Here is a 20,856-nt window from a genome sequence, read left to right as displayed (position 1 = left end):
GCCGGGCGGAGGGTCTCGGGTCGATGGTATGCGGCGGTCGCGACGCGTTCCGCCCCGGCACCCCCCGCGTTTCCCCAGCTGTCGCGACCGCGTCCGCCGGGATCGGGTCACTGTCAGTGGCGGGCCGTAAGGTCTGTGGGCATGGAGACCAGTACCGAGGGTGTCGCAGGGGTGTCCGGCGACGAGGGCGCGGCGGCGGGGCCGGCCGCGGACGTGACGGTGGAGACGGGGACGGCGGGCGTGGTCGAGCGCGTCGCCATAGCGCCTGCCTCGCTGTCGCCCTCGCGTGCGAGCGACTTCATGCAGTGCCCGTTGCTGTACCGGTTCCGGGTGATCGACCGGCTGCCGGAGAAGCCCAGCGAGGCCGCGACCAGGGGGACCCTGGTGCACTCGGTGCTCGAGCGGCTCTTCGACGCGCCGGCGGCGGAGCGTACGGCGCCGCGCGCCAAGTCGCTGATTCCCGGGCAGTGGGACCGGTTGCGGGAGTCGAGGCCGGAGGTCGTGGAGCTGTTCGCCGACGATCCGGAGGGCGAGCGGCTGACGCGCTGGCTCGGGGAGGCGGAGAGACTGGTCGAGCGCTGGTTCTCCCTGGAGGATCCGACGCGGCTGGAGCCCGCCGAGCGCGAGATGTTCGTCGAGGCCGAGCTGGATTCGGGACTGAAGCTGCGCGGGATCATCGACCGGGTCGATGTGGCTCCCACGGGCGATGTGCGGATCGTCGACTACAAGACGGGCAAGGCGCCGCGGCCGGAGTACGCGGAGGGCGCGCTGTTCCAGATGAAGTTCTACGCGCTGGTGGTCTGGCGGCTGAAGCAAGTCGTCCCGCGGCGGCTCCAGTTGGTGTATCTCGGCAGTGGGGACGTGGTGACGTACGACCCCGTCCTCGCGGACCTGGAGCGGGTCGAACGCAAGCTGCTGGCGCTCTGGGAGGCGATCCGGCTGGCCACGGAGACGGGCGAGTGGCGTCCGCGTCCGACGAAGCTGTGCGGCTGGTGCGACCACCAGGCGGTGTGCCCGGAGTTCGGGGGCACTCCCCCGCCGTATCCGCTGCCGGTGCGGGGTGCCGACGGCGTTTTTGCGGGGGGCGGGGTCTCAGCGGAGGGTGCGGATGTGGGGGGCGGTATTGCTGCCAGGGGGTCAGTGGCACCGCACGACGTCTCGGCCAAGGGGGCAGGGGTGACGGACTGAATTGCCGCGCGGGGTCCGGAGGGGCATCAGGCGATGCTTCCGCAGCGGGCGGTGGCAGCAGGCGGAGTTTCCGGTGGGCAGGGCGGCAGGGCGGCAGGGCGGCGGGGCGGCGGGGCGGCGGGGCGGCGGGGCGGCAGCCGACGGTTGCGGTTTCGCCGCCTACCCGGGGCAGCCGATGCTGCGTCTCCCGCACCCTCCCTCAGGACATCCGACAAGTTCCTGTCCAGAGAACGACCGACCGCACCTGACGCCCCTCCTGTCGTCGCCCCGGCCGCAGACACAGACACAGGCACCCGGTGCTCCCGCCGGACGCCCTACGCCCGCCACCAATCCGAGCCGCCCCACCTCCCCCGTCAGGCCGGTCGAGTCGGTGAGGGTGCGGCAGGGCAGAATGGGGCCGGGCTAGCGAAGGAGACTCACGTGGCCATCCGCGTCCTACTTGTCGATGACCAGCCGCTGCTGCGCACCGGGTTCCGGATGATTCTGGAGGCGGAGCAGGATCTGGCCGTCGTCGGTGAGGCCGGTGACGGGCTGCAGGCGCTCGACCAGGTGCGGGCTCTGCAGCCCGATGTGGTGCTGATGGACATCCGTATGCCGCGGATGGACGGGGTGGAGGCGACCCGGCAGATCACCGGTCCCGGGCGGGACGGGCCGGCGAAGGTGCTGGTGCTGACCACCTTCGACCTCGACGAGTACGTGGTGGAGGCGTTGCGGGCCGGTGCCAGTGGGTTCCTGCTGAAGGACGCGCCGGCGAACGAACTGGTGCAGGCGATCCGGGTCGTGGCCGCCGGTGAGGCCATGCTCGCGCCGAGCATCACGCGGCGGCTGCTCGACAAGTACGCCGGTCATCTGCCGTCCGGTGACGAGCCGGTCCCGGACGCCCTGCACACGCTGACCGAGCGCGAGGTCGAGGTACTGAAGCTGGTGGCGCGCGGGTTGTCGAACGCCGAGATCGCCGCCGATCTCTTCGTCAGCGAGACCACCGTCAAGACGCATGTGGGGCATGTACTGACCAAGCTGGGCCTGCGCGACCGGGTGCAGGCCGCGGTGTACGCGTACGAGAGCGGGCTGGTGCGCCCCGGCGCGCAGTAGGCAGACCCCAGGACATGTGAAATATGCAGAAGAGGGCGCCCCTTCCTGACAGGGGCGCCCTCTTCGTGTGTGCGGCTCGGGTCAGCCCTTGCTGAGTTCCCAGAAGCGGAAGACCGTCGAGGCGTCCAGGCAGTACTCGAGGCCGTAGACGTTGTCTCGGGTGACGGCGTACTGCTTGGCCTGCCAGACCGGGAGGACGGGCAGTTCGTCGGCGACGATGTCCTGGAGCTTGCCGTAGTCGGTGTCGGTGACGCCGCGGTCGCTCTGGGCGGCGGTCCTGGGGATGAGCGTGTCGGTGATCGTGTTGTTGGTGTAGTTGTTGCTCAGCACGTTGCCCTTGCCGAAGAAGGGGGCGGTGAAGTTGTCGGCGTCCGGGTAGTCGGGCACCCAGCCCTTCACATAGACGCCGTACTTGCCCTTGGCGATGTCCTTCTCGTACTGGCTGTAGGCCACGGACTTCACGTCGGCGTCGAACAGGCCGCTGGCGTTGAGCTGGCCCGCGATGGCCTTCAACTCCCGGTCGGTGGCCGGGCCGTAGCGGGACGGGGTGGACCAGAGGGTCAGTCTCACCTTGTCGGTGATGCCGTCGGCCTCCAGTGCTGCCTGTGCCTTGGCCTTGGAGGGGCGGTCGCCGTAGGTGTCGAAGAAGGACGTGGTGTGTCCGGCGATGCCGGCCGGGATGATCGAGTACAGGGCGGTCGCCGTGTCCTTGTAGACGTCCCGGATGAGGGCTTCGCGGTCGAGGAGGTGGGCGATGGCCTTGCGGACGCCGCGTTGTCCGGCGACCGGGTCGTCCATGTTGAAGACGAGGTGCTGGACCTCGGCGCCGGTGCCCTCGACGATCTCGACGCCGTCGCTGTCGTCGGAGTTCTCGATGTCCGCGATGTCGGTGGCGGTCAGGCCCCGGTAGGCGATGTCGATCCTGTCGTCGAGGAGGGCCGTCTTCAGGGCGGTCTGGTCGCCGTGGAAGAACTTGAGGGTGACGCCGGAGTTCTTGACCTCGGCGGTGCCCTTGTAGGCGTCGTTGACCGAGAAGACGGCCTCGTCCTCGCCGTACGAGTCGAGGGTGTACGGCCCCGAGCCGACCGCCCGGCCGTCCTCGCGCAGCCCGTCGGCGTCGTACTGCGTGTGGTCGACGATCGAGCCGGCGCCGGAGGCGAGCTTGCTCGGGAAGGTGGCGTCGGACGTGTTGAGCCGGAAGACGACGGTCTTCGCGTCCGGGGTCTCGACCTTGTCGAGCATGGGGAACATGATCGCGGGACCGGCGGGGTCGTTGATCTTCAGCATGCGGTCGAAGGAGAACTTGACGTCCTTCGAGGTGAGCGCGTCACCGTTGCTGAACTTCAGGCCGTCCTTGAGGGTGCAGCGGTAGACCTTGGCCCGGGTGTCCGTGAAGGAGCACTCCTTGGCGGCCTCCGGCTGCGGTTCGGTGCCGCCCTTGGGGAAGCTGAGCAGCGACTGGAAGACGTTGTTGAACAACAGCCAGGAGCCGGGGTCGTAGCCGGAGGCGGGGTCGGTGGCCAGGACGTCGTCGGACATTCCCATGACCACGGAGGAGCCGGTGCCCGAGGAGCCGCCCGTCTGGGTGCCGCAACCGGTCAACAGGCCGGAGGCCAGCCCCGCCGCGATCGGCAGGACTGGCCACTGGTAAAGCTTGTTCACTGCGTGTGCCTTGTCGTTGTCGCTTCGAAGCCCGGGGCTGTGCGTCCCGGCCCCGGGCACACGGGGCTGTCAGTTGCCGACGCCTCGGCCCAGCTCCCAGAGCTGGAGGGTCGAGGAGGAGTTGAGCACGTACGCGGTGCCCGTGACGTCGTTGCGGGCGGCGACGTACTGCTTGCCCTGCCACAGCGGGATGATCGGGACGTCCCTGGCGACGATGTCCTGGATGGTCGTGAGGCTCTTGGAGGCGGCGAGCCGGTCGGCCTCACGGCGGGACTCCGGGATCAGCGTGTCGATGATCTCGGTGTTGGCGTACGGCGAGCCGAGGGTGTTGTCCTTGTCGAGGAAGGGCGCGAGGTAGTTGTCGGCGTCGGGGAAGTCGGGGAACCAGCCCATCCCGTAGACGTCGTACTGGCCCTTCTGCTCGGCCTGGCGGAACGTCGACCAGGGCGTGCCCTTGATGGAGACGTCGAACAGGCCGCTGGCGTTGAGCTGCTTCTGGAGCTGCTCGAACTCGTCCTTGGTGGCCGGGCCGTAGTGGTCCGTGGTGTAGTGCAGGGTCAGCTTCACCGGGGTGGTGATGCCGGCCTTGGTCATCAGGGTCTTGGCCTTGGTGACGCTCGGGTCGCCGTACTTGTTGAAGAACGAGTTCGAGTGACCGGTGATGGTCGCCGGGACCAGGGAGTAGAGCGGCTCGGCCTCGGTGCCGTAGACCTTGGAGACGAGTTCGCCGCGGTCGATGACCTGGGCCATCGCCTCGCGTACGGCCTTCGTCTTGACGGTCGCCGCGGCGGTGTTGAAGGCCAGATAGCGGATCTCGAGGCCGGGCATCTCGACGAGGTCGACGTTGCCGCCCGTGTCGGCGCCGAGCTTCTCGATCTGCTCAGGCGACATGGTGCGCGTCATGACGTCGATGTCACCCTTGCTCAGGGCGGTGCCCATGGCGGTGGCGTCGTCGAACGAACGCATCTCGACCTTGCTGTTGTTCACCTTCAAAGTCCCCTTGTAATTGGGGTTCTTGGTGAAGGTGGCCGTCGTGATCGCGTCGCCCTTCTTGTTGACCGAGAGGGTGTACGGGCCGGAGCCGTCCACCTCGAAGCCGTCGCGCAGCTTGCCCTTCTCGTAGTCGTCCGGGTTCACGATGCCGGCGACGGGAGTGGACAGCTTGTACGGGAAGGTGGCGTCGGCCGTCTTGAGGTGGAAGATGACCTCGCGGTCGCCCTGGGTCTCGACGGTGTCGACGGTGGACAGCAGGGCGAACACACCGCTGTCGGCCTTGATGCGCATCGCGCGGTCGATGGAGTACTTCACATCTTGCGCGGTGATCTTGTTGCCGTTGGCGAACTTCAGGCCGTCGCGCAGGGTGCAGGCGTAGCGCTCGTTGCCGGTGTCGGTGAAGCCGCACTTCTCGGCGGCCTCGGGCACCGGGTCGCCCTCGCCCTTGGGCTGGATCATCAGCGTTTGTATGGTCTGGCGCAGGATGTTCCAGGTGCCGACGTCGTAGGCGTAGGCGGGGTCGAGCGGCGCCGGAGCGTCCTTCGTCGCCTCGAACCGGTCCGTGGTGCCGACGACTATCGCATCGCCGCTGGAACTGCCGCTGCCGGAACCGCCACAGGCGGCGAGCACCGGCACGAGCAGGCCGGCGACGGCCGGCAGCACCAAAGTCTTGCGGTTCATGCTCGAGTTTCTCCAGAGCTGTTTCGATTCCGTGTACCCGGCATACATGGGGTGGTGTTGCCGATCACGGGGGCAAGGGCGATGTTCTCGGGTCGAGATTAGTCCGCACCTGCACAGGGGTCCGCAGTCACCGTAGTCGAGTTCCCATCACGCAGCGGAACCGGGTGCGGACGCACCGAAAACCCGCCGAGGGAAGGATTAGTGCAGCGTTTCACCAATCGGGACACAAGGGTGCGTGATCGGCCTCAGAAATGGGGTGAACAGCACAGGGTGACCGCGATGTCGACCCTCCTGCACGTGGTGAACCTCACATGCGTCAACTCGGTTGGTGAGTACCGGAATTCGACCCGTCGACCAAGTCCGAATTCCTTTCCCATTGGACTTTGCACGCTCGGTGAACACCTGGCGCATTTCCGTCATCAGTCCGCCATCAGTCCCCGCAGAAATGCCAGGTCGACGACTTCCAGGGAGGTCACGACGGTGCGCCGGGCGGCCGGGGCGATGGGGGCCACGGACGGCACGGCCACCACCAGGCAGCCCGCCGCCTCCGCCGCCGCGACACCGGTCGCGGTGTCCTCGACGACCGCGCAGCGGGCCGGGTCGACGCCGAGTCCGGCGGCGGCGAGCAGATACGGGTCGGGGTACGGCTTGGTGCGCGCCACCTCGTCGCCGGCGATCGTCAGCGCGAAGTGCTGGGGGCCGAGCGCGGCCAGGACGCGGTCGATGATGCGCCGGTGCGAGGCGGAGACCAGGGCCGTGGGGATCTCGTACTCCGAGAGTTCGGCCAGGAGTCTGGCGGCGCCCGGCATCAGCGGCAGGGCCCGCCCGATGCGGTCCTCGAAGCCCGCGTTGAGCAGGACGGACAGCTCGGCGAGGGTGATGTCGGCTCCGGTCGCCTCGATCAGGAACCCGGCGCTGCGGGTCATGGGGCCGCCGACCACGACATGGCGCCAGGAGTCGTCGAGGGTGTGTCCGAGGGCGGCGAAGACCTCGACCTCGACGTCCCACCAGAACCCCTCGGTGTCCACCAGGGTGCCGTCCATGTCGAGGAGTACGGCCTGCAGTGCTGAGCCTTCGGCCGTACGGGTTCCGAGCGCGGGGACCGTGCTGGTCATCCTGGCGCACCTCCTTGAGGGACGATCAGGCCGGCCGCCCCTGATACCAACAAGGGCGACCGGCCTGCGGTGGACCGACCAGTGTACGACTTATCCGATCAACGTGCGTTGAAGTACTTCGCCTCGGGGTGGTGGATGACGATCGCGTCCGTGGACTGCTCCGGGTGCAGCTGGAACTCCTCGGACAGGTGGACGCCGATGCGCTCGGGCTCCAGCAGGTCGGCGATCTTGGCGCGGTCCTCCAGGTCGGGGCAGGCGCCGTAGCCGAGGGAGAAGCGGGCGCCCCGGTACTTGAGGGCGAACATGTCCTCGACGTCGGCGGGGTCCTCGCCGGCGAAACCCAGCTCGGCACGCACGCGCGCGTGCCAGTACTCGGCGAGGGCCTCGGCCAACTGGACGGACAGGCCGTGCAGTTCGAGGTAGTCGCGGTAGGAGTTGGCCTCGAAGAGCTTGGCGGTCTCCTCGCCGATGCGGTTGCCGACGGTGACGATCTGGAAGCCGACGACGTCGGTCTCGCCGGACTCCTCCGGGCGGAAGAAGTCGGCCAGACAGAGGCGGCGGCCCCGGCGCTGGCGCGGGAAGGTGAACCGGGTGCGCTCGTTGCCCTGGTCGTCGAGGACGATCAGGTCGTCGTCCTTGGACACGCAGGGGAAGTAGCCGTAGACGACGGCCGCTTCGAGGAGGTTGTCGGTCTGGAGCCGGTCCAGCAGCCCGCGCAGCCGGGGGCGGCCCTCGGTCTCGACCAGTTCCTCGTACGTCGGTCCGTCGCCCGTGCGGGCCTGCTTGAGGCCCCACTGGCCCTTGAAGAGGGCGCCCTCGTCGAGCCAGGACGCGTACTCCTTGAGCTGGATGCCCTTGATGACCCGGGTGCCGCGGAACGGCGGAGTCGGGATCGGGTTGTCGACGGCCACGTCGGAGCGGACGTGGCCCTCCTCGGGGCGCTCCTCGGCCTCTGTGACGGCCGTCGTCGCCCGTACCCGGCGCTGCTTGAGCTCGGGCAGCTTCGCGCCGGGCACGCCCCGCTTGACGCCGATCAGGGCGTCCATGAGGCGCAGGCCCTCGAACGCGTCGCGGGCGTAGCGGACTTCGCCCTCGTAGATCTCGTGCAGGTCCTGCTCGACGTACGCCCTCGTGAGGGCGGCGCCGCCGAGGATGACCGGGTAGTCGGCGGCCATCTTGCGCTGGTTGAGCTCCTGGAGGTTCTCCTTCATGATCACCGTGGACTTGACCAGGAGACCCGACATGCCGATGACGTCGGCGCGGTGCTCCTCGGCGGCTTCCAGGATCGCGGAGACCGGCTGCTTGATGCCGAGGTTGACGACGTTGTAGCCGTTGTTGGACAGGATGATGTCGACGAGGTTCTTGCCGATGTCATGGACGTCGCCGCGCACGGTGGCAAGCACGATGGTGCCCTTGCCCTCGGCGTCCGACTTCTCCATGTGCGGCTCCAGATAGGCGACCGCGGTCTTCATGACCTCGGCGGACTGGAGCACGAACGGCAGCTGCATCTGTCCGGAGCCGAACAGTTCGCCGACGACCTTCATGCCGTCCAGGAGCGTCTCGTTGACGATGTCCAGGGCGGGGCGGGTCTGCAACGCCTCGGCGAGGTCGGTCTCCAGGCCGTTCTTCTCGCCGTCGATGATCCGCCGCTTGAGCCGCTCGTCCAGCGGGAGGGCGGCCAGCTCCTCGGCGCGGCCCGCCGTCCGGGACTTGGTGGTGGCGCCCTCGAAGAGGGCCATCAGCTTCTGGAGCGGGTCGTAGCCCTCGCGGCGGCGGTCGTAGACCAGGTCGAGGGCCGTCTGGACCTCTTCCTCGGTGAAGCGGGCGATCGGGAGGATCTTCGAGGCGTGCACGATCGCCGAGTCGAGGCCCGCCTTGACGCACTCGTCGAGGAAGACGGAGTTGAGCAGGACGCGGGCGGCCGGGTTGAGGCCGAAGGAGATGTTGGAGAGGCCGAGCGTGGTCTGGACGTCCGGGTGGCGGGCCTTGAGGCGGCGGATGGCCTCGATGGTGGCGACGCCGTCGCCGCGGGACTCCTCCTGGCCGGTGCAGATGGTGAAGGTCAGGGTGTCGATGAGGATGTCCGACTCGTGGATGCCCCAGTTCGTCGTGAGGTCCTCGATGAGCCGCTCGGCGATGGCGACCTTGTGCTCCGGGGTGCGGGCCTGGCCCTCCTCGTCGATGGTCAGGGCGATGAGCGCGGCGCCGTGCTCCTGCGCCAGCCTGGTGACCTTCGCGAAGCGGGACTCGGGGCCGTCGCCGTCCTCGTAGTTGACGGAGTTGATGACCGCGCGTCCACCGAGCTTCTCCAACCCGGCCCGGATGACCGGGACTTCGGTGGAGTCCAGGACGATGGGCAGCGTGGAGGCGGTGGCGAAGCGGCCGGCCAGTTCCTCCATGTCGGCGACGCCGTCGCGGCCCACGTAGTCCACGCAGAGGTCCAGCATGTGGGCGCCCTCGCGGATCTGGTCGCGGGCCATCTCCACGCAGTCGTCCCAGCGGGCGTCCAGCATGGCCTCGCGGAACTTCTTCGAGCCGTTGGCGTTGGTGCGCTCGCCGATCGCCATGTAGGCGGTGTCCTGGCGGAACGGGACCGTCTGGTAGAGGGAGGCGGCACCCGGCTCGGGCTGCGGGTGACGCTCGGTGGGCGTGGCCTCGCGGACCCGCTCGACGAGCTGGCGCAGGTGCTCGGGGGTGGTGCCGCAGCAGCCGCCGACCAGGTTCAGGCCGTAGTCGCGGACGAAGTGCTCCTGCGCGTCGGCCAGGCCCTCCGGGTCGAGCGGGAAGTGGGCGCCGTCCTTGGTGAGGATGGGCAGGCCCGCGTTCGGCATGCACAGCAGCGGGGTGCGGGAGTGGCGGGCCAGATAGCGCAGGTGCTCGCTCATCTCGGCGGGGCCGGTCGAGCAGTTCAGGCCGATCATGTCGATGCCGAGGGGTTCCAGCGCGGTGAGCGCGGCGCCGATCTCGGAGCCGAGGAGCATGGTGCCGGTGGTCTCGAAGGCCATGGAGACCAGCAGGGGGACGTCGACGCCGGTCGCCTCCATGGCGCGACGGGCGCCCAGGATCGACGACTTGGTCTGGAGGAGGTCCTGGGTGGTCTCGACGATCAGGGCGTCGGCGCCGCCCGCGAGGAGGCCCTCGGCGTTCGCCTGGAAGCCGTCGCGGAGGGTGGCGTAGCCGATGTGGCCGAGGGTGGGCAGCTTGGTGCCGGGGCCGATGGAGCCGAGGACCCAGCGCTGGCGGCCGTCGCGGGCGCCGAAGTCGTCGGCGGTCTCGCGGGCGATGCGGGCGCCGGACTCGGAGAGTTCGTAGACGCGGTCGGCGATGTCGTACTCGGCCATCGCGGAGTGGTTGGCGCCGAAGGTGTTCGTCTCGACGCAGTCGACACCCGCGCCGAAGTACTCCTCGTGGACCGAACGGACGATGTCCGGGCGGGTGATGTTCAGGATCTCGTTGCAGCCTTCGAGATTCTCGAAGTCGTCGAGCGTGGGCTCCTGCGCCTGGAGCATGGTGCCCATGGCTCCGTCGGCGACCACCACACGGGTGGCGAGTGCCTCTCGGAGCGCGGACACACGGGTCCGGCTGTCGGCAGAAGGGGTCAGTGGCGACGAGGCCATGAAGGGGCTCCCTGGAGTGCGACGGCTGTCGGCTTCTGCGGCTTCCCCGGGAACCTCTCACGGAACTCCCCGGGGAGCGTGCACGTCGCCAGGGTAACGGGGCGGGGCGGGAGGATGTCGGAACGTCCATGAGGCGGACCGGGGTGACGGGCGGGTCGACGCCGTCTAGGTTCTCGCGACGGACGACGTAACGGATGACGTAACAGGTATTGACCGACCATTAGCGAGAGGTCGGCATGGACCGGTAGTGTTCGACATTGCCGAACGGCGGCAGCGACGTCGCGCGTCGACGGTCGAACGGGACGGAGGCAGTACGGCGATGGCACGGAACATCCAGTCGCTCGAACGGGCGGCCGCGATGCTGCGCCTGCTCGCGGGCGGCGAGCGACGGCTCGGCCTCTCGGACATCGCCTCGTCGCTGGGTCTCGCCAAGGGCACGGCCCACGGCATCCTGCGCACCCTCCAGCAGGAGGGCTTCGTCGAGCAGGACGACGCCTCCGGGCGCTATCAGCTGGGCGCCGAACTGCTGCGCCTGGGCACCACCTATCTCGACGTCCACGAGCTGCGGGCCCGCGCCCTGGTGTGGACGGACGACCTGGCCCGCTCCAGCGGCGAGAGCGTGCACCTGGGCGTCCTGCACCAGCAGGGCGTCCTGATCGTGCACCACGTCTTCCGCCCCGACGACAGCCGGCAGGTCCTGGAGATCGGCGCCATGCAGCCGCTCCACTCCACGGCTCTGGGCAAGGTGCTGTCGGCCTACGACCCGGTCGCGCACAGCGAGGCCCTGGAGGCCGACCGCAAGCCCTTCACCGAGCGCACGGTGTCCGACCTGGCCGACTTCGAGCACATCCTCGACGTCACGCGCGCGCGTGGATACGCGGCCGACGTCGAGGAGACCTGGGAGGGCGTCGCGTCGATCGCCGCGCCCATCCACGACCGGCGGCGCATGCCGGTCGGCGCGGTCGGGATCACCGGGGCCGTGGAGCGGCTGTGCCGGGAGGGCGAGCTGCGCCCCGAGCTGATCGCCGCGGTACGGGACTGCGCCCGCGCGGTGTCGCGGGATCTCGGCGCCGGGCGGTTCTGAGCTCAGCGGATTCACAGGGGGAACCCACCGGGACGTCATGCGGACGTTCAGGTATCAGTCGTACCCTGAGTGACAAAGTCGGCTAAAACGCCAAATCACCACACACGGTGTCCGCCTGACAGCCGTCCGCATCGACCGCGGGATCGATAGCCCACAGCAATCAATAACGATCGTGTTTTCGATAACAGCACTCTTGACGCGCCCGTAACCCCGGAGCAAGACTCCCGTCCATCGGTCGGCATTGTCGAACACCTACCGGCAATACGCGCTAGAGTGTGGCAACGCCAAAGGCCGGCATCGCTCTCACCCCCGAGGGCGCACGAACCCCCGGCGGGACCCGGGGTTCGGCTTCCCTGGACGAAGGACAAAGGAGTCGCGGGTGTCCAGCTCCGACATCTTCATCGGCGAGACCATAGGTACCGCCGTACTCATCCTGCTGGGCGGTGGCGTCTGCGCCGCCGTCACGCTGAAGGCCTCAAAGGCCCGTGCCGCCGGCTGGCTCGCCATCGCCTTCGGGTGGGGTTTCGCCGTCATGACGGCCGTGTACATCTCGGCACCGCTCTCCGGTGCCCACCTCAACCCGGCCGTGACACTCGCACTCGCGATCAAGGACGGTGGCTGGGACAACGTCCCGATCTACTGGGCCGGGCAGCTGCTCGGCGCCATGATCGGCGCGACCCTGGTCTGGGTGGCCTACTACGGCCAGTTCCAGGCCCACCTCACGGACAAGGACATCGTCGGCGACCCGGCGGCCAAGTCCGTGGAGGCTCAGGAGAAGGGCGCGGGACCCGTCCTGGGCATCTTCTCCACCGGCCCCGAGATCCGGAACGTGGTGCAGAACCTCGCCACCGAGATCATCGGCACCGTCGTCCTGATCCTCGCCATCCTGACGCAGGGTCTGAACGACAAGGGCAACGGCCTCGGCGTCCTGGGCGCCCTGATCACCTCGTTCGTGGTCGTCGCCATCGGTCTGTCGCTCGGCGGCCCGACCGGCTACGCGATCAACCCGGCCCGTGACCTGGGCCCGCGCATCGTGCACTCGCTCCTGCCGCTGCCCAACAAGGGCGGCTCCGACTGGAGCTACGCCTGGATCCCGGTGGTCGGTCCGCTGATCGGCGGCGCGATCGCTGCGGGACTCTACAACGTCGCCTTTGCTTAGAACCGGATGAGAACCGGACCTCCGAGCACTGAAGCAGCAGTAGAACCAGTCCTCATGACCACGGAACCCCTCAGGAGCACACAGTGACCGACGCGCACACCGCCGGACCGTTCATCGCGGCCATCGACCAGGGCACGACCTCCAGCCGCTGCATCGTCTTCGACCGGGACGGCCGTATCGTCTCCGTCGACCAGAAGGAGCACGAGCAGATCTTCCCGAAGCCGGGCTGGGTCGAGCACAACGCCACCGAGATCTGGACCAACGTCCAGGAAGTCGTCGCCTCCGCCATCGAGAAGGCCGGCATCACCCGCGACGACATCAAGGCCATCGGCATCACCAACCAGCGCGAGACCACGCTGCTGTGGGACAAGAACACCGGTGAGCCCGTCCACAACGCCATCGTCTGGCAGGACACCCGCACCGACGCGCTCTGCAAGGAGCTGGGCCGCAACGTCGGCCAGGACCGCTTCCGCCGCGAGACGGGCCTCCCCCTCGCCTCGTACTTCGCAGGACCGAAGGCCCGCTGGCTGCTCGACAACGTCGAGGGCCTGCGGGAGCGTGCCGAGGCGGGCGACATCCTCTTCGGCACCATGGACAGCTGGGTCATCTGGAACCTGACCGGCGGTGTGAACGGCGGCAAGCACGTCACCGACGTCACCAACGCCTCCCGCACCATGCTGATGAACCTGCACACCATGGAGTGGGACGAGAAGATCGCCGAGTCCATCGGCGTCCCGCTGAACATGCTGCCCGAGATCCGTTCCTCCGCCGAGGTCTACGGCGAGGTCACCGGCGGCCGTCTCGGCGACGTGCTCGGCGGCATCCCGGTCGCCTCCGCGCTCGGCGACCAGCAGGCGGCCCTGTTCGGCCAGACCTGTTTCGCCGAGGGCGAGGCCAAGTCGACGTACGGCACCGGCACCTTCCTGCTGATGAACACCGGCGAGAAGCCGGTCAACTCGTACAACGGCCTGCTCACCACGGTCGGCTACCGCATCGGCGACCAGAAGGCGGTCTACGCCCTCGAAGGCTCGATCGCCGTCACCGGTTCGCTGGTGCAGTGGATGCGCGACCAGATGGGCCTCATCTCCACCGCCGCCGAGATCGAGACGCTCGCGCTCACGGTCGAGGACAACGGCGGCGCCTACTTCGTGCCGGCCTTCTCCGGTCTGTTCGCCCCGTACTGGCGCTCCGACGCCCGCGGTGTGATCGCCGGTCTGACCCGGTACGTCACCAAGGCGCACCTCGCGCGCGCCGTCCTGGAGGCCACGGCCTGGCAGACCCGTGAGATCACCGACGCCATGACGAAGGACTCCGGCGTCGAGCTCGCGGCGATCAAGGTCGACGGCGGCATGACCTCCAACAACCTGCTGATGCAGACGCTCTCCGACTTCGTGGACGCCCCCGTGGTGCGCCCGATGGTCGCCGAGACCACCTGCCTCGGCGCCGCCTACGCCGCCGGTCTCGCCGTCGGCTTCTGGACCAGCACCGACGACCTGCGTGCCAACTGGCGCCGGGCCGCCGAGTGGACCCCCAACATGGCCGCGGAGAAGCGCGACCGTGAGTACAAGAGCTGGCTCAAGGCCGTCGAGCGGACCATGGGCTGGCTCGAGGACGAGGAGTAAGAACCCCACATGACCGTTAAGTCCACCCTGCAGTCCGTGCCTGCCCTCGGTACGCACCCGGCCTCCGGCTCGAACCCGAGCCGGGCCGAGACCCGGGAGCAGCTCTCCAAGGCGACGTACGACCTCCTCGTCATCGGCGGCGGCATCCTGGGCATCTCCACCGCCTGGCACGCCGCGCAGTCCGGGCTGCGGGTGGCCCTGGTCGACGCCGGCGACTTCGCCGGTGCCACCTCTTCCGCCTCCTCCAAGCTCCTCCACGGCGGTCTGCGCTATCTGCAGACCGGCGCGGTGAAGCTGGTGGCGGAGAACCACTTCGAACGCCGTGCGGTGTCCCGCCAGGTGGCCCCCCACCTGGCGAACCCGCTCACGTTCTACCTCCCCGTGTACAAGGGCGGTCCGCACGGTGCGGCGAAGCTCGGGGCGGGCGTCTTCGCCTACTCCGCGCTCTCCGCGTTCGGCGACGGCGTCGGCCACCTCCTGTCCCCCGCCAAGGCGGCGCAGGACGTGCCCGAGCTGCGCACCCAGAACCTCAAGGCCGTCGCCGTGTACGGCGACGACCAGATGAACGACGCGCGCATGGCGCTGATGACGGTCCGCGCGGCCGTCGAGGCGGGCGCGGTCGTCCTCAACCACGCCGCGGTCACCGGCCTGCGCTTCACCCAGGGCCGGGTGACCGGCGCGGAGCTGCGCGACACGACCTCCGGCGACGAGTTCGGTGTGAGCGCCCGCCTGGTGCTCAACGCGACCGGCCCGTGGGTCGACCACCTGCGCAAGATGGAGGACCCGAACGCGGCGCCGTCCATCCGCCTGTCCAAGGGCGCGCACCTGGTCCTGAAGCGGACGGCACCCTGGAAGGCCGCACTGGCGACCCCCATCGACAAGTACCGCATCACCTTCGCCCTCCCCTGGGAGGACATGCTGCTCCTCGGCACCACCGACGAGGAGTACGAGGGCGACCCGGCGGACGTCGCGGTCACCGAGAAGGACATATCCCAGATCCTGGACGAGGCCGCGTTCTCCGTCCGGGACCAGCAGCTCTCCCGTGACCTGATCACGTACTCCTTCGCCGGTCTGCGTGTGCTGCCCGGCGGCCCCGGCAGCACCGCGAAGGCCAAGCGCGAGACGGTGGTGACCGAGGGCAAGGGCGGCATGCTGTCCGTCGCGGGCGGCAAGTGGACGACGTTCCGGCACATCGGCCGTACGGTCATGCAGAAGCTGGAGGCGCTGCCCGGCCGTCCCCTCGGCGAGGACTTCGAGCCGATCTCCTCCCTCCCGAAGAAGCTCCCGCTGCCGGGTGTCGCCAACCCGCGCGCGGTCGCCCACCGTCTCCTCGTCGACAACCCGGCGCCGGGCCCGCGCATGGCGGCCGACACGGCCAAGCACCTGGCCACGCACTACGGCTCGTTGGCCTTCGACATCGCCCGACTGGCCAACGAGAACCCGGAGTTGGGCCAGCGCGTCCACCCCGACGCCCCCGAGATCTGGGCCCAGGTCGTCTACGCCCGCGACCACGAGTGGGCCGAGACCCAGGACGACGTCCTGCGCCGCCGCACGACCCTGACGATCCGGGGTCTGGCCACGGACGAGGTCCGGGCGAAGGTCCAGGACCTGCTCGACAAGAAGTAGGCGGTACGACGCTGAAGGGGCGGTTCCTTGGTGGAGGAGCCGCCCCTTTCGCTTGCCGTATGCGTTGTATGTCGTCTGCGGGTTTGTGGGGGCTGGTCGCGCAGTTCCCCGCGCCCCTTCAGGGCGCCTCTACTACCGCTCCTACAGCGTCCACGTTGCTCAACTCCCCACGCCGCACGATCAGTTCGCGGCCCAGCAGCAGTGACCGTCGGGACGCCGGGACTGGATCCGGCAACGTCGTCAGGTCCGTCAGGTGGGCGAAGCCGATGATTCTGCGGATGATTTCCGTGCCTGCGTAACCCAGTGACTCCGTCCAGACCTTGCGCAGGAAGCGGTCCAGGTACGCGTCGTCGAAGAAGGTGTCGACCCTCGAAGGCCACAGGCGGCGGAACTCCGTCTCGAACGCCGTCCAGGACAAACCGAGTTGGTCGCCGTGGTCGGACAACGTGCCCAGTGCGCGCGCCCGTTCCTCCGACACCAGCACGTTGGCCCAGTACAGCCCGAGGTCGTAGCCGATCGGGCCGACGAAGGAGAACTCGGGGTCGAAGACCCGTACCACCGGGGTGCCTTCGCGCTCGCCGACCATGACACTGCCGGTGTGCAGATCGCCGTGGAGCAGGGCCTGCGCGCTGGTCATGAACGTGTAACGGAGGTCGGCGACCTCGGTGCGCAGGCGGGCGTCGGCACGGAAGGAAGCGGCAAGGTCGGCCAACTCCGGGAGCCAGTGGTTGTGTTCGTGCTCGATGTACGGCTCGGACAGCACCACGTCCTCGGTGATCTCGCACAGCTCGGGGCTCACCGAGGCCGCGATCAGCGCCTTGCGGTCGGCGGACGCCATGCCGAAGTCGCTGGTCGCGAAGGCGAGTTGGGCGACGAACTCGCCGATCCGCGCCGAGGTGTCCGGGCCGTAGGACGCGCCCTCGTTGAGGACCGTGCGCAGGACCTCCAGGTCGGACATGTCCTCCATGACGAGGGCGTAGTTGTCGGCGTCGTAGCCGTGGATCGCCGGGATCTTGTCGGGGGCGACGCGGGCTACCTGCTCGTACGCGCGTGCCTCGGCGTCGGCGCGCTCGGGGCTCATCGGCCAGGAGGGGCCGGCCACCCGCACCCACGGCAGCGCCTGCTTGACGGCGAGGCTGTGGCTGCCGTCGGCGTTCGACGCGAGGAACACCCGGTTCATGTTGCCGTCCGACACCTCACGGACGTGGATGTCGGTCACGTCCGCCCAGTGGCCGCGCTCGTGCAGGTACGCCGGGATGTCGTCGGTCTCCAGGATGCGGTAGCCCATCGTACGAACTCCTCGAACTTCCTTATGCGGTGCGGCGCTTGGACAGGGTGAAGCTGAAGACCAGGGCGAGGATGAGGACCGCGCCCTCGACGACGTCCTGGGTGTAGTACGGCAGGCCCTTGATGGTCAGGCCGGTGGTGATGATGCCGATGAGGACGGCACCGAGGGCCGTGCCCCAGACGTTCGGGCGGCCCCGGCCCAGCACCGAGGTGCCGACCAGTGCCACGGCGACCGCCTCCAGCAGCTGCGAGGTACCGGCGCTCACGTCGCCCTGTCCGATCCGGGACGCCAGGATCAGGCCGCCGATCGAAGCCAGGACGCCGGAGAGGACGTAGGCGAGGGCCCGGTACGCGCCGACGCGGATGCCCGCCAGACGGGAGGCCTCGGGGTTGGCGCCGATGGCGTACAGCACGCGGCCCCAGCGGGTGCGGGCCAGGAACACCCAGGCGATGACCGTCAGCGCGCCGAAGATCACCACCGAGATGGGGATGCCGAGGAGGGTGCCGCGGTCGATACGCAGGAAGCCGTCGGTGAACTTGCCGGGGGCGGTCGTGCCGTCGGACTGGGTCATGCCGGCGGAGATGGACTGGCCGTCGACCAGGATGAGTTTGGTGCCCTGGATGACGAACATGGTGCCGAGGGTGGCCAGCATGTCGGGGATCTTCATGACCACGATCAGCAGGGCGTTGAGGAGTCCGGCCAGCGCGCCCGCCGCGATGACGGCGAGGATCGCGACCGTGCCGACCTGGTTGTACGTCACCATCGTCTTCGCCGCGACGGTGACACCGAGCCCGGCGACCGCGCCGACGGACATGTCCATTCCGCCGACGGCCATGGTGAGGGTGACCCCGAGGCCGAGGATCGCGGCGACGGAGACGTACCGGAGGGTGTCGAGCAGGGTCGCCGACTCGCGGAAGGAGCCCTCGGTCAGCGCGAAGTACAGGAAGAGCACGACCGTGACGAAGATGAAGCCGTACTTGATGACGGCGTTCTGGACGAGCACGGCGGTGGAGACGGCGGGACGGCCCGCCGCCTTCGGTGCGGTCTCGGGGCTCTGGGTGGTGGTCATGGCGTACTTCCTGAGTGGGCCGGGGTCACACGGACGCCGAGATGGTCTGGATCACGCGGTCGCGTTCCGCGGCTTCGCCGTACGCGTCGAGGTGCACCTCACCGGCCGACAGCACCACGACCCGGTCGGCGACCTCCAGGACCTCGTCCACGTCGGCGGAGAGGACGAGGACGGCCGCGCCTTCGGTGGCGAGGGCGCGGGCGCGGCGGCCGATGTCGCGGCGGGCGCCGATGTCCACGCCTCGGAACGGCTCGTCCAGGATGAGGACGCGCGGGGTGTGCGCGAGCCAGCGGCCGACGACGACCTTCTGCTGGTTGCCGCCGGAGAGTTCCTCGACCGTGCTGTGTTCGTCGCGGGCGACGACACCGAGGGCGTCGATGGTCTCGCGGCCGAGGGCGTCCTCCCTGGCCGTGTTCACGAGTCCGGCCCGGGACAGGGACTTGAGGAACGGCAGCGAGATGTTCTGCGCCACCGACCAGCCGGGGACGAGCGCGTCGGCGTGCCGGTCCTCGGGGACGAGGTGGACGCCGGCGCGGATCGCGTCGGCCGGGCGGCGGGGCGCGTAGGGCTTGCCGTCGAGGGCGACCGTGCCGGTGGCGAAGGGCTCGGCGCCGAACAGGCCGCGGGCGAGCTCGGTCTTGCCTGCGCCCAACAGGCCTACGACACCGGTGACTTCACCGGCGCGGAGGTCGAGGTCCAGGGGCGCCCGGCCCTCGAAGAGGTGGACGCCGTGCAGGGTGAGGACCGGGTCGCCGTGCTCGCCCGTGCGCTGCGGGCGGGCCGTCGTCACCTCGTGGGCCTGGGCGAGCATCGCGCGCAGGGCGCTGTCCCAGTCGAAGGGCTTGACCTGGTCCTCGGTGAGACGGCCGTCCCGCAGGACGACCAGGCGGTCGGCGAGGGCGTCGATCTCGCCGAGGCGGTGGGAGACGTAGAGGACCGCGATGCCGTCGTCGCGCATCCTCTCGACGAGGGCGAACAGCCGCTCCGCCTCGGCGGCGGAGAGGGCGGAGGTGGGTTCGTCGAGGATGAGCAGCCGGGGGCGGGTGGCGAGGGCGCGGGCGAGGATGAGCAACTGGCGGTCGGAGATGCCGAGCTCGGTGACGTCGCGGCGCAACACGGCGTCGCTCCAGTCGAGTTCGAGCGCGGCCTGGATCTCGCGGGCGCGGGCCAGGACGCGGCGGCCGTTCAGGAACGGGTTGCCGCGCTTCTGCGCCAGCTCCTCGAAGACCAGGTTCTCGGCGACGGACAGGCCGGGCACGATGCCCTCACCGATCCGCTGGTGGACCGTCTGGATGCCCAACTGCCGGGCGGCGAGCGGGGATTGGAGAGCTGCGGGCTCCCCGGCGACCCGCACCTCCCCGCCGTGGTCCGTGTGCACGCCCGACAGGATCTTGATCAGCGTGGACTTGCCGGCGCCGTTCGCGCCGAGCAGCGCGACCACGCTGCCCGGTGCGATGTCGAGCGAGACGGAGGCCAGCACCGTCTTGCCGCCGAAGGCCATGCTGACGTCGCGGAGAGAGACCGCGGCGTCGACCGCCGTGTCAGTGGGCGACATTGGGGATCCAGTCCGCGGTGCTCACCTTGGACAGGTTCAGGGCGGGCAGGGCCGCGCGCAGCTGGTCCATGTTCGCGATCTTGTTCTTGCGCAGGAAGTCCTGGGTGATGGCGACGGCCGGGAAGTCGACCGAGGTCTTGTTCAGCTGACCGGCCAGCTCCAGGGCGGCCGTACGGACGACTGCCGCGCCGACCGCCGACGGGTCCGTGCCCGCCGTGGCGACCCACGGGCTGTTCGCGGCGGTCATGTTCTGGATGTCGGCGTTGGAGACGTCCGCGCCGAAGACCTTCACCTTGTCCTGGAGCTTCTTGTTCTGGACGGCGAGGACGGTGCCCTTGGCCAGTTCGTCGTAGGGGGCGAAGACGCCCGTCACGTCGGAGTGCTGGGTGAGCGCGGCGGAGACCAGGGGAACGTTGTCGGTGGCCGTGGAGTCGGTGACCTTGCCGACCTTGAACTGCTGCTTCCAGCCGTTGGCGTCGACCGTGGACTTCCAGACGGAGTCGCGCTTGTCGAGGGCCGCGTAGCCGGCGACGTTGACGTAGCCGACCTTGGCGTTCTTGCCGACGGTCTTGGCCATCACGTCGAGGACGGCCTGCGCCATGCTCGCGTCGTCCTGCTCGGTGCTGATGACCGCCTTGTTGGTCTGGTCGACGTCGTAGACGACGACCTTGATGCCCTTCTTCACCGCCTGGTCGATCTCGGGCTGGATCGTGGACGGGAAGCCGTGGTCGACGATGATCGCCTGCGCGCCGGAGTTGATCGCCGAGGACAGGTCGGTGGCCTGCTTGGCGTTGTCGGCCTGTGCGTCGTACACGGTCAGGTCGATGCCGAGGGCCTTGGCCTGCGCCTTGGCGCCGTTGCCCCACTGCTCGAAGTAGTCGCCGGCGCCGCTCTGCCGCACGAGCGCCACCTTGACCGTGCCCTTGCTGAAGGGCGCCGGCTTCTTGCCGGTGGCGGCCGAGGCCGAGGCGGCGGTGTCGGCCGTGCTCTTCGACGCGTCGCCGGACTGGGAGCAGCCCGCGAGGAGGAGGGCGGAGACGGACGCGAGTGAGAGCGCGGCGAGGGGGACGCGAATGCGGGACATGAGGAGCTCCAGGTGCAAGGT

The 20,856-nt window shown here is 69.2% G+C and carries 14 protein-coding genes; 6 read left to right on the top strand and 8 right to left on the bottom strand.

Annotated features, from left to right (window positions below):
• Positions 1-141 precede the first annotated feature (141 nt).
• Together ACIQBL_RS43700 and ACIQBL_RS43695 are read left to right on the top strand one after the other, a co-directional pair.
• Positions 142-1,188 (top strand): RecB family exonuclease, encoded by a 1,047-nt coding sequence (locus ACIQBL_RS43700; RefSeq protein ID WP_401953388.1) that lies wholly within the window; start codon positions 142-144, stop codon positions 1,186-1,188.
• Positions 1,189-1,608: 420 nt separating this feature from the next.
• Positions 1,609-2,280 (top strand): response regulator transcription factor, encoded by a 672-nt coding sequence (locus tag ACIQBL_RS43695; RefSeq protein WP_019066105.1) that lies wholly within the window; start codon positions 1,609-1,611, stop codon positions 2,278-2,280.
• Positions 2,281-2,361: 81 nt separating this feature from the next.
• Here ACIQBL_RS43695 and ACIQBL_RS43690 read toward each other — a convergent pair whose 3' ends face one another.
• The 4 genes from ACIQBL_RS43690 to metH form a co-directional block, all read right to left on the bottom strand.
• Positions 2,362-3,942 carry an ABC transporter substrate-binding protein gene (locus tag ACIQBL_RS43690; RefSeq protein ID WP_401953385.1) on the bottom strand — a complete coding sequence of 527 codons (1,581 nt, stop codon included), beginning with the start codon at positions 3,940-3,942 and terminating at the stop codon, positions 2,362-2,364.
• 69 nt (positions 3,943-4,011) lie between these two features.
• On the bottom strand, positions 4,012-5,616 hold the full coding sequence (locus ACIQBL_RS43685) for an ABC transporter substrate-binding protein (RefSeq protein ID WP_401953383.1): 1,605 nt from the start codon (positions 5,614-5,616) through the stop codon (positions 4,012-4,014).
• Between the two features lie 419 nt (positions 5,617-6,035).
• Positions 6,036-6,731 (bottom strand): HAD family hydrolase, encoded by a 696-nt coding sequence (locus ACIQBL_RS43680; RefSeq protein WP_401953380.1) that lies wholly within the window; start codon positions 6,729-6,731, stop codon positions 6,036-6,038.
• Between the two features lie 98 nt (positions 6,732-6,829).
• Positions 6,830-10,348, bottom strand: a complete 3,519-nt coding sequence (gene metH / locus ACIQBL_RS43675; RefSeq protein ID WP_401953378.1) for a methionine synthase — start codon at positions 10,346-10,348, stop codon at positions 6,830-6,832.
• 319 nt (positions 10,349-10,667) lie between these two features.
• Here metH and ACIQBL_RS43670 point away from each other — a divergent pair, with 319 nt between their 5' ends.
• The 4 genes from ACIQBL_RS43670 to ACIQBL_RS43655 all read left to right on the top strand — a co-directional run bounded on the left by ACIQBL_RS43670 (position 10,668) and on the right by ACIQBL_RS43655 (position 15,839).
• The gene (locus ACIQBL_RS43670) at positions 10,668-11,432 is read left to right on the top strand and encodes an IclR family transcriptional regulator (protein ID WP_401953375.1); all 765 of its coding nucleotides are present in this window, start codon (positions 10,668-10,670) and stop codon (positions 11,430-11,432) included.
• Positions 11,433-11,811: 379 nt separating this feature from the next.
• Complete coding sequence (locus ACIQBL_RS43665) at positions 11,812-12,591, top strand: MIP/aquaporin family protein (RefSeq protein WP_401953372.1); 780 nt, start codon at positions 11,812-11,814, stop codon at positions 12,589-12,591.
• Positions 12,592-12,674: 83 nt separating this feature from the next.
• Positions 12,675-14,213, top strand: coding sequence for a glycerol kinase GlpK (gene glpK / locus ACIQBL_RS43660; RefSeq protein ID WP_401953369.1), 1,539 nt, complete (start codon positions 12,675-12,677; stop codon positions 14,211-14,213).
• Between the two features lie 9 nt (positions 14,214-14,222).
• The gene (locus tag ACIQBL_RS43655) at positions 14,223-15,839 is read left to right on the top strand and encodes an FAD-dependent oxidoreductase (protein WP_401953366.1); all 1,617 of its coding nucleotides are present in this window, start codon (positions 14,223-14,225) and stop codon (positions 15,837-15,839) included.
• 118 nt (positions 15,840-15,957) lie between these two features.
• Here ACIQBL_RS43655 and mtnK read toward each other — a convergent pair whose 3' ends face one another.
• From mtnK to ACIQBL_RS43635, 4 genes are read right to left on the bottom strand one after another with little or no spacing between them, the layout of a single operon-like run.
• Entirely contained in the window at positions 15,958-17,127 is a 1,170-nt protein-coding gene (mtnK, locus tag ACIQBL_RS43650) for an S-methyl-5-thioribose kinase (RefSeq protein WP_401953363.1), read from the bottom strand.
• Positions 17,128-17,149: 22 nt separating this feature from the next.
• Entirely contained in the window at positions 17,150-18,196 is a 1,047-nt protein-coding gene (locus tag ACIQBL_RS43645; RefSeq protein ID WP_401953360.1) for an ABC transporter permease, read from the bottom strand.
• Positions 18,197-18,221: 25 nt separating this feature from the next.
• Complete coding sequence (locus ACIQBL_RS43640; protein ID WP_401953357.1) at positions 18,222-19,751, bottom strand: sugar ABC transporter ATP-binding protein; 1,530 nt, start codon at positions 19,749-19,751, stop codon at positions 18,222-18,224.
• Positions 19,738-20,835 carry a substrate-binding domain-containing protein gene (locus ACIQBL_RS43635; protein ID WP_401953355.1) on the bottom strand — a complete coding sequence of 366 codons (1,098 nt, stop codon included), beginning with the start codon at positions 20,833-20,835 and terminating at the stop codon, positions 19,738-19,740. Before ACIQBL_RS43635 ends, ACIQBL_RS43640 begins: the two co-directional genes overlap by 14 nt.
• Positions 20,836-20,856 lie beyond the last annotated feature (21 nt).

The sequence above is a fragment of the Streptomyces sp. NPDC088350 genome (assembly GCF_044753545.1).
In the GTDB taxonomy this organism is placed as follows: Bacteria; Actinomycetota; Actinomycetes; order Streptomycetales; family Streptomycetaceae; genus Streptomyces.
The sequence above is the reverse complement of the archived record's forward strand: the minus strand, read 5'-3'. Positions and strand labels throughout refer to the sequence as shown.

Coding starts and splice junctions, on each gene's coding strand:
- ACIQBL_RS43700 (WP_401953388.1), top strand. CDS start 142: ATGGAGACCAGTACCGAGGGTGTCGCAGGGGTGTCCGGCGACGAGGGC.
- ACIQBL_RS43685 (WP_401953383.1), bottom strand. CDS start 5,616: ATGAACCGCAAGACTTTGGTGCTGCCGGCCGTCGCCGGCCTGCTCGTG.
- ACIQBL_RS43680 (WP_401953380.1), bottom strand. CDS start 6,731: ATGACCAGCACGGTCCCCGCGCTCGGAACCCGTACGGCCGAAGGCTCA.
- metH (WP_401953378.1), bottom strand. CDS start 10,348: ATGGCCTCGTCGCCACTGACCCCTTCTGCCGACAGCCGGACCCGTGTG.
- ACIQBL_RS43670 (WP_401953375.1), top strand. CDS start 10,668: ATGGCACGGAACATCCAGTCGCTCGAACGGGCGGCCGCGATGCTGCGC.
- ACIQBL_RS43655 (WP_401953366.1), top strand. CDS start 14,223: ATGACCGTTAAGTCCACCCTGCAGTCCGTGCCTGCCCTCGGTACGCAC.
- mtnK (WP_401953363.1), bottom strand. CDS start 17,127: ATGGGCTACCGCATCCTGGAGACCGACGACATCCCGGCGTACCTGCAC.
- ACIQBL_RS43645 (WP_401953360.1), bottom strand. CDS start 18,196: ATGACCACCACCCAGAGCCCCGAGACCGCACCGAAGGCGGCGGGCCGT.
- ACIQBL_RS43640 (WP_401953357.1), bottom strand. CDS start 19,751: ATGTCGCCCACTGACACGGCGGTCGACGCCGCGGTCTCTCTCCGCGAC.
- ACIQBL_RS43635 (WP_401953355.1), bottom strand. CDS start 20,835: ATGTCCCGCATTCGCGTCCCCCTCGCCGCGCTCTCACTCGCGTCCGTC.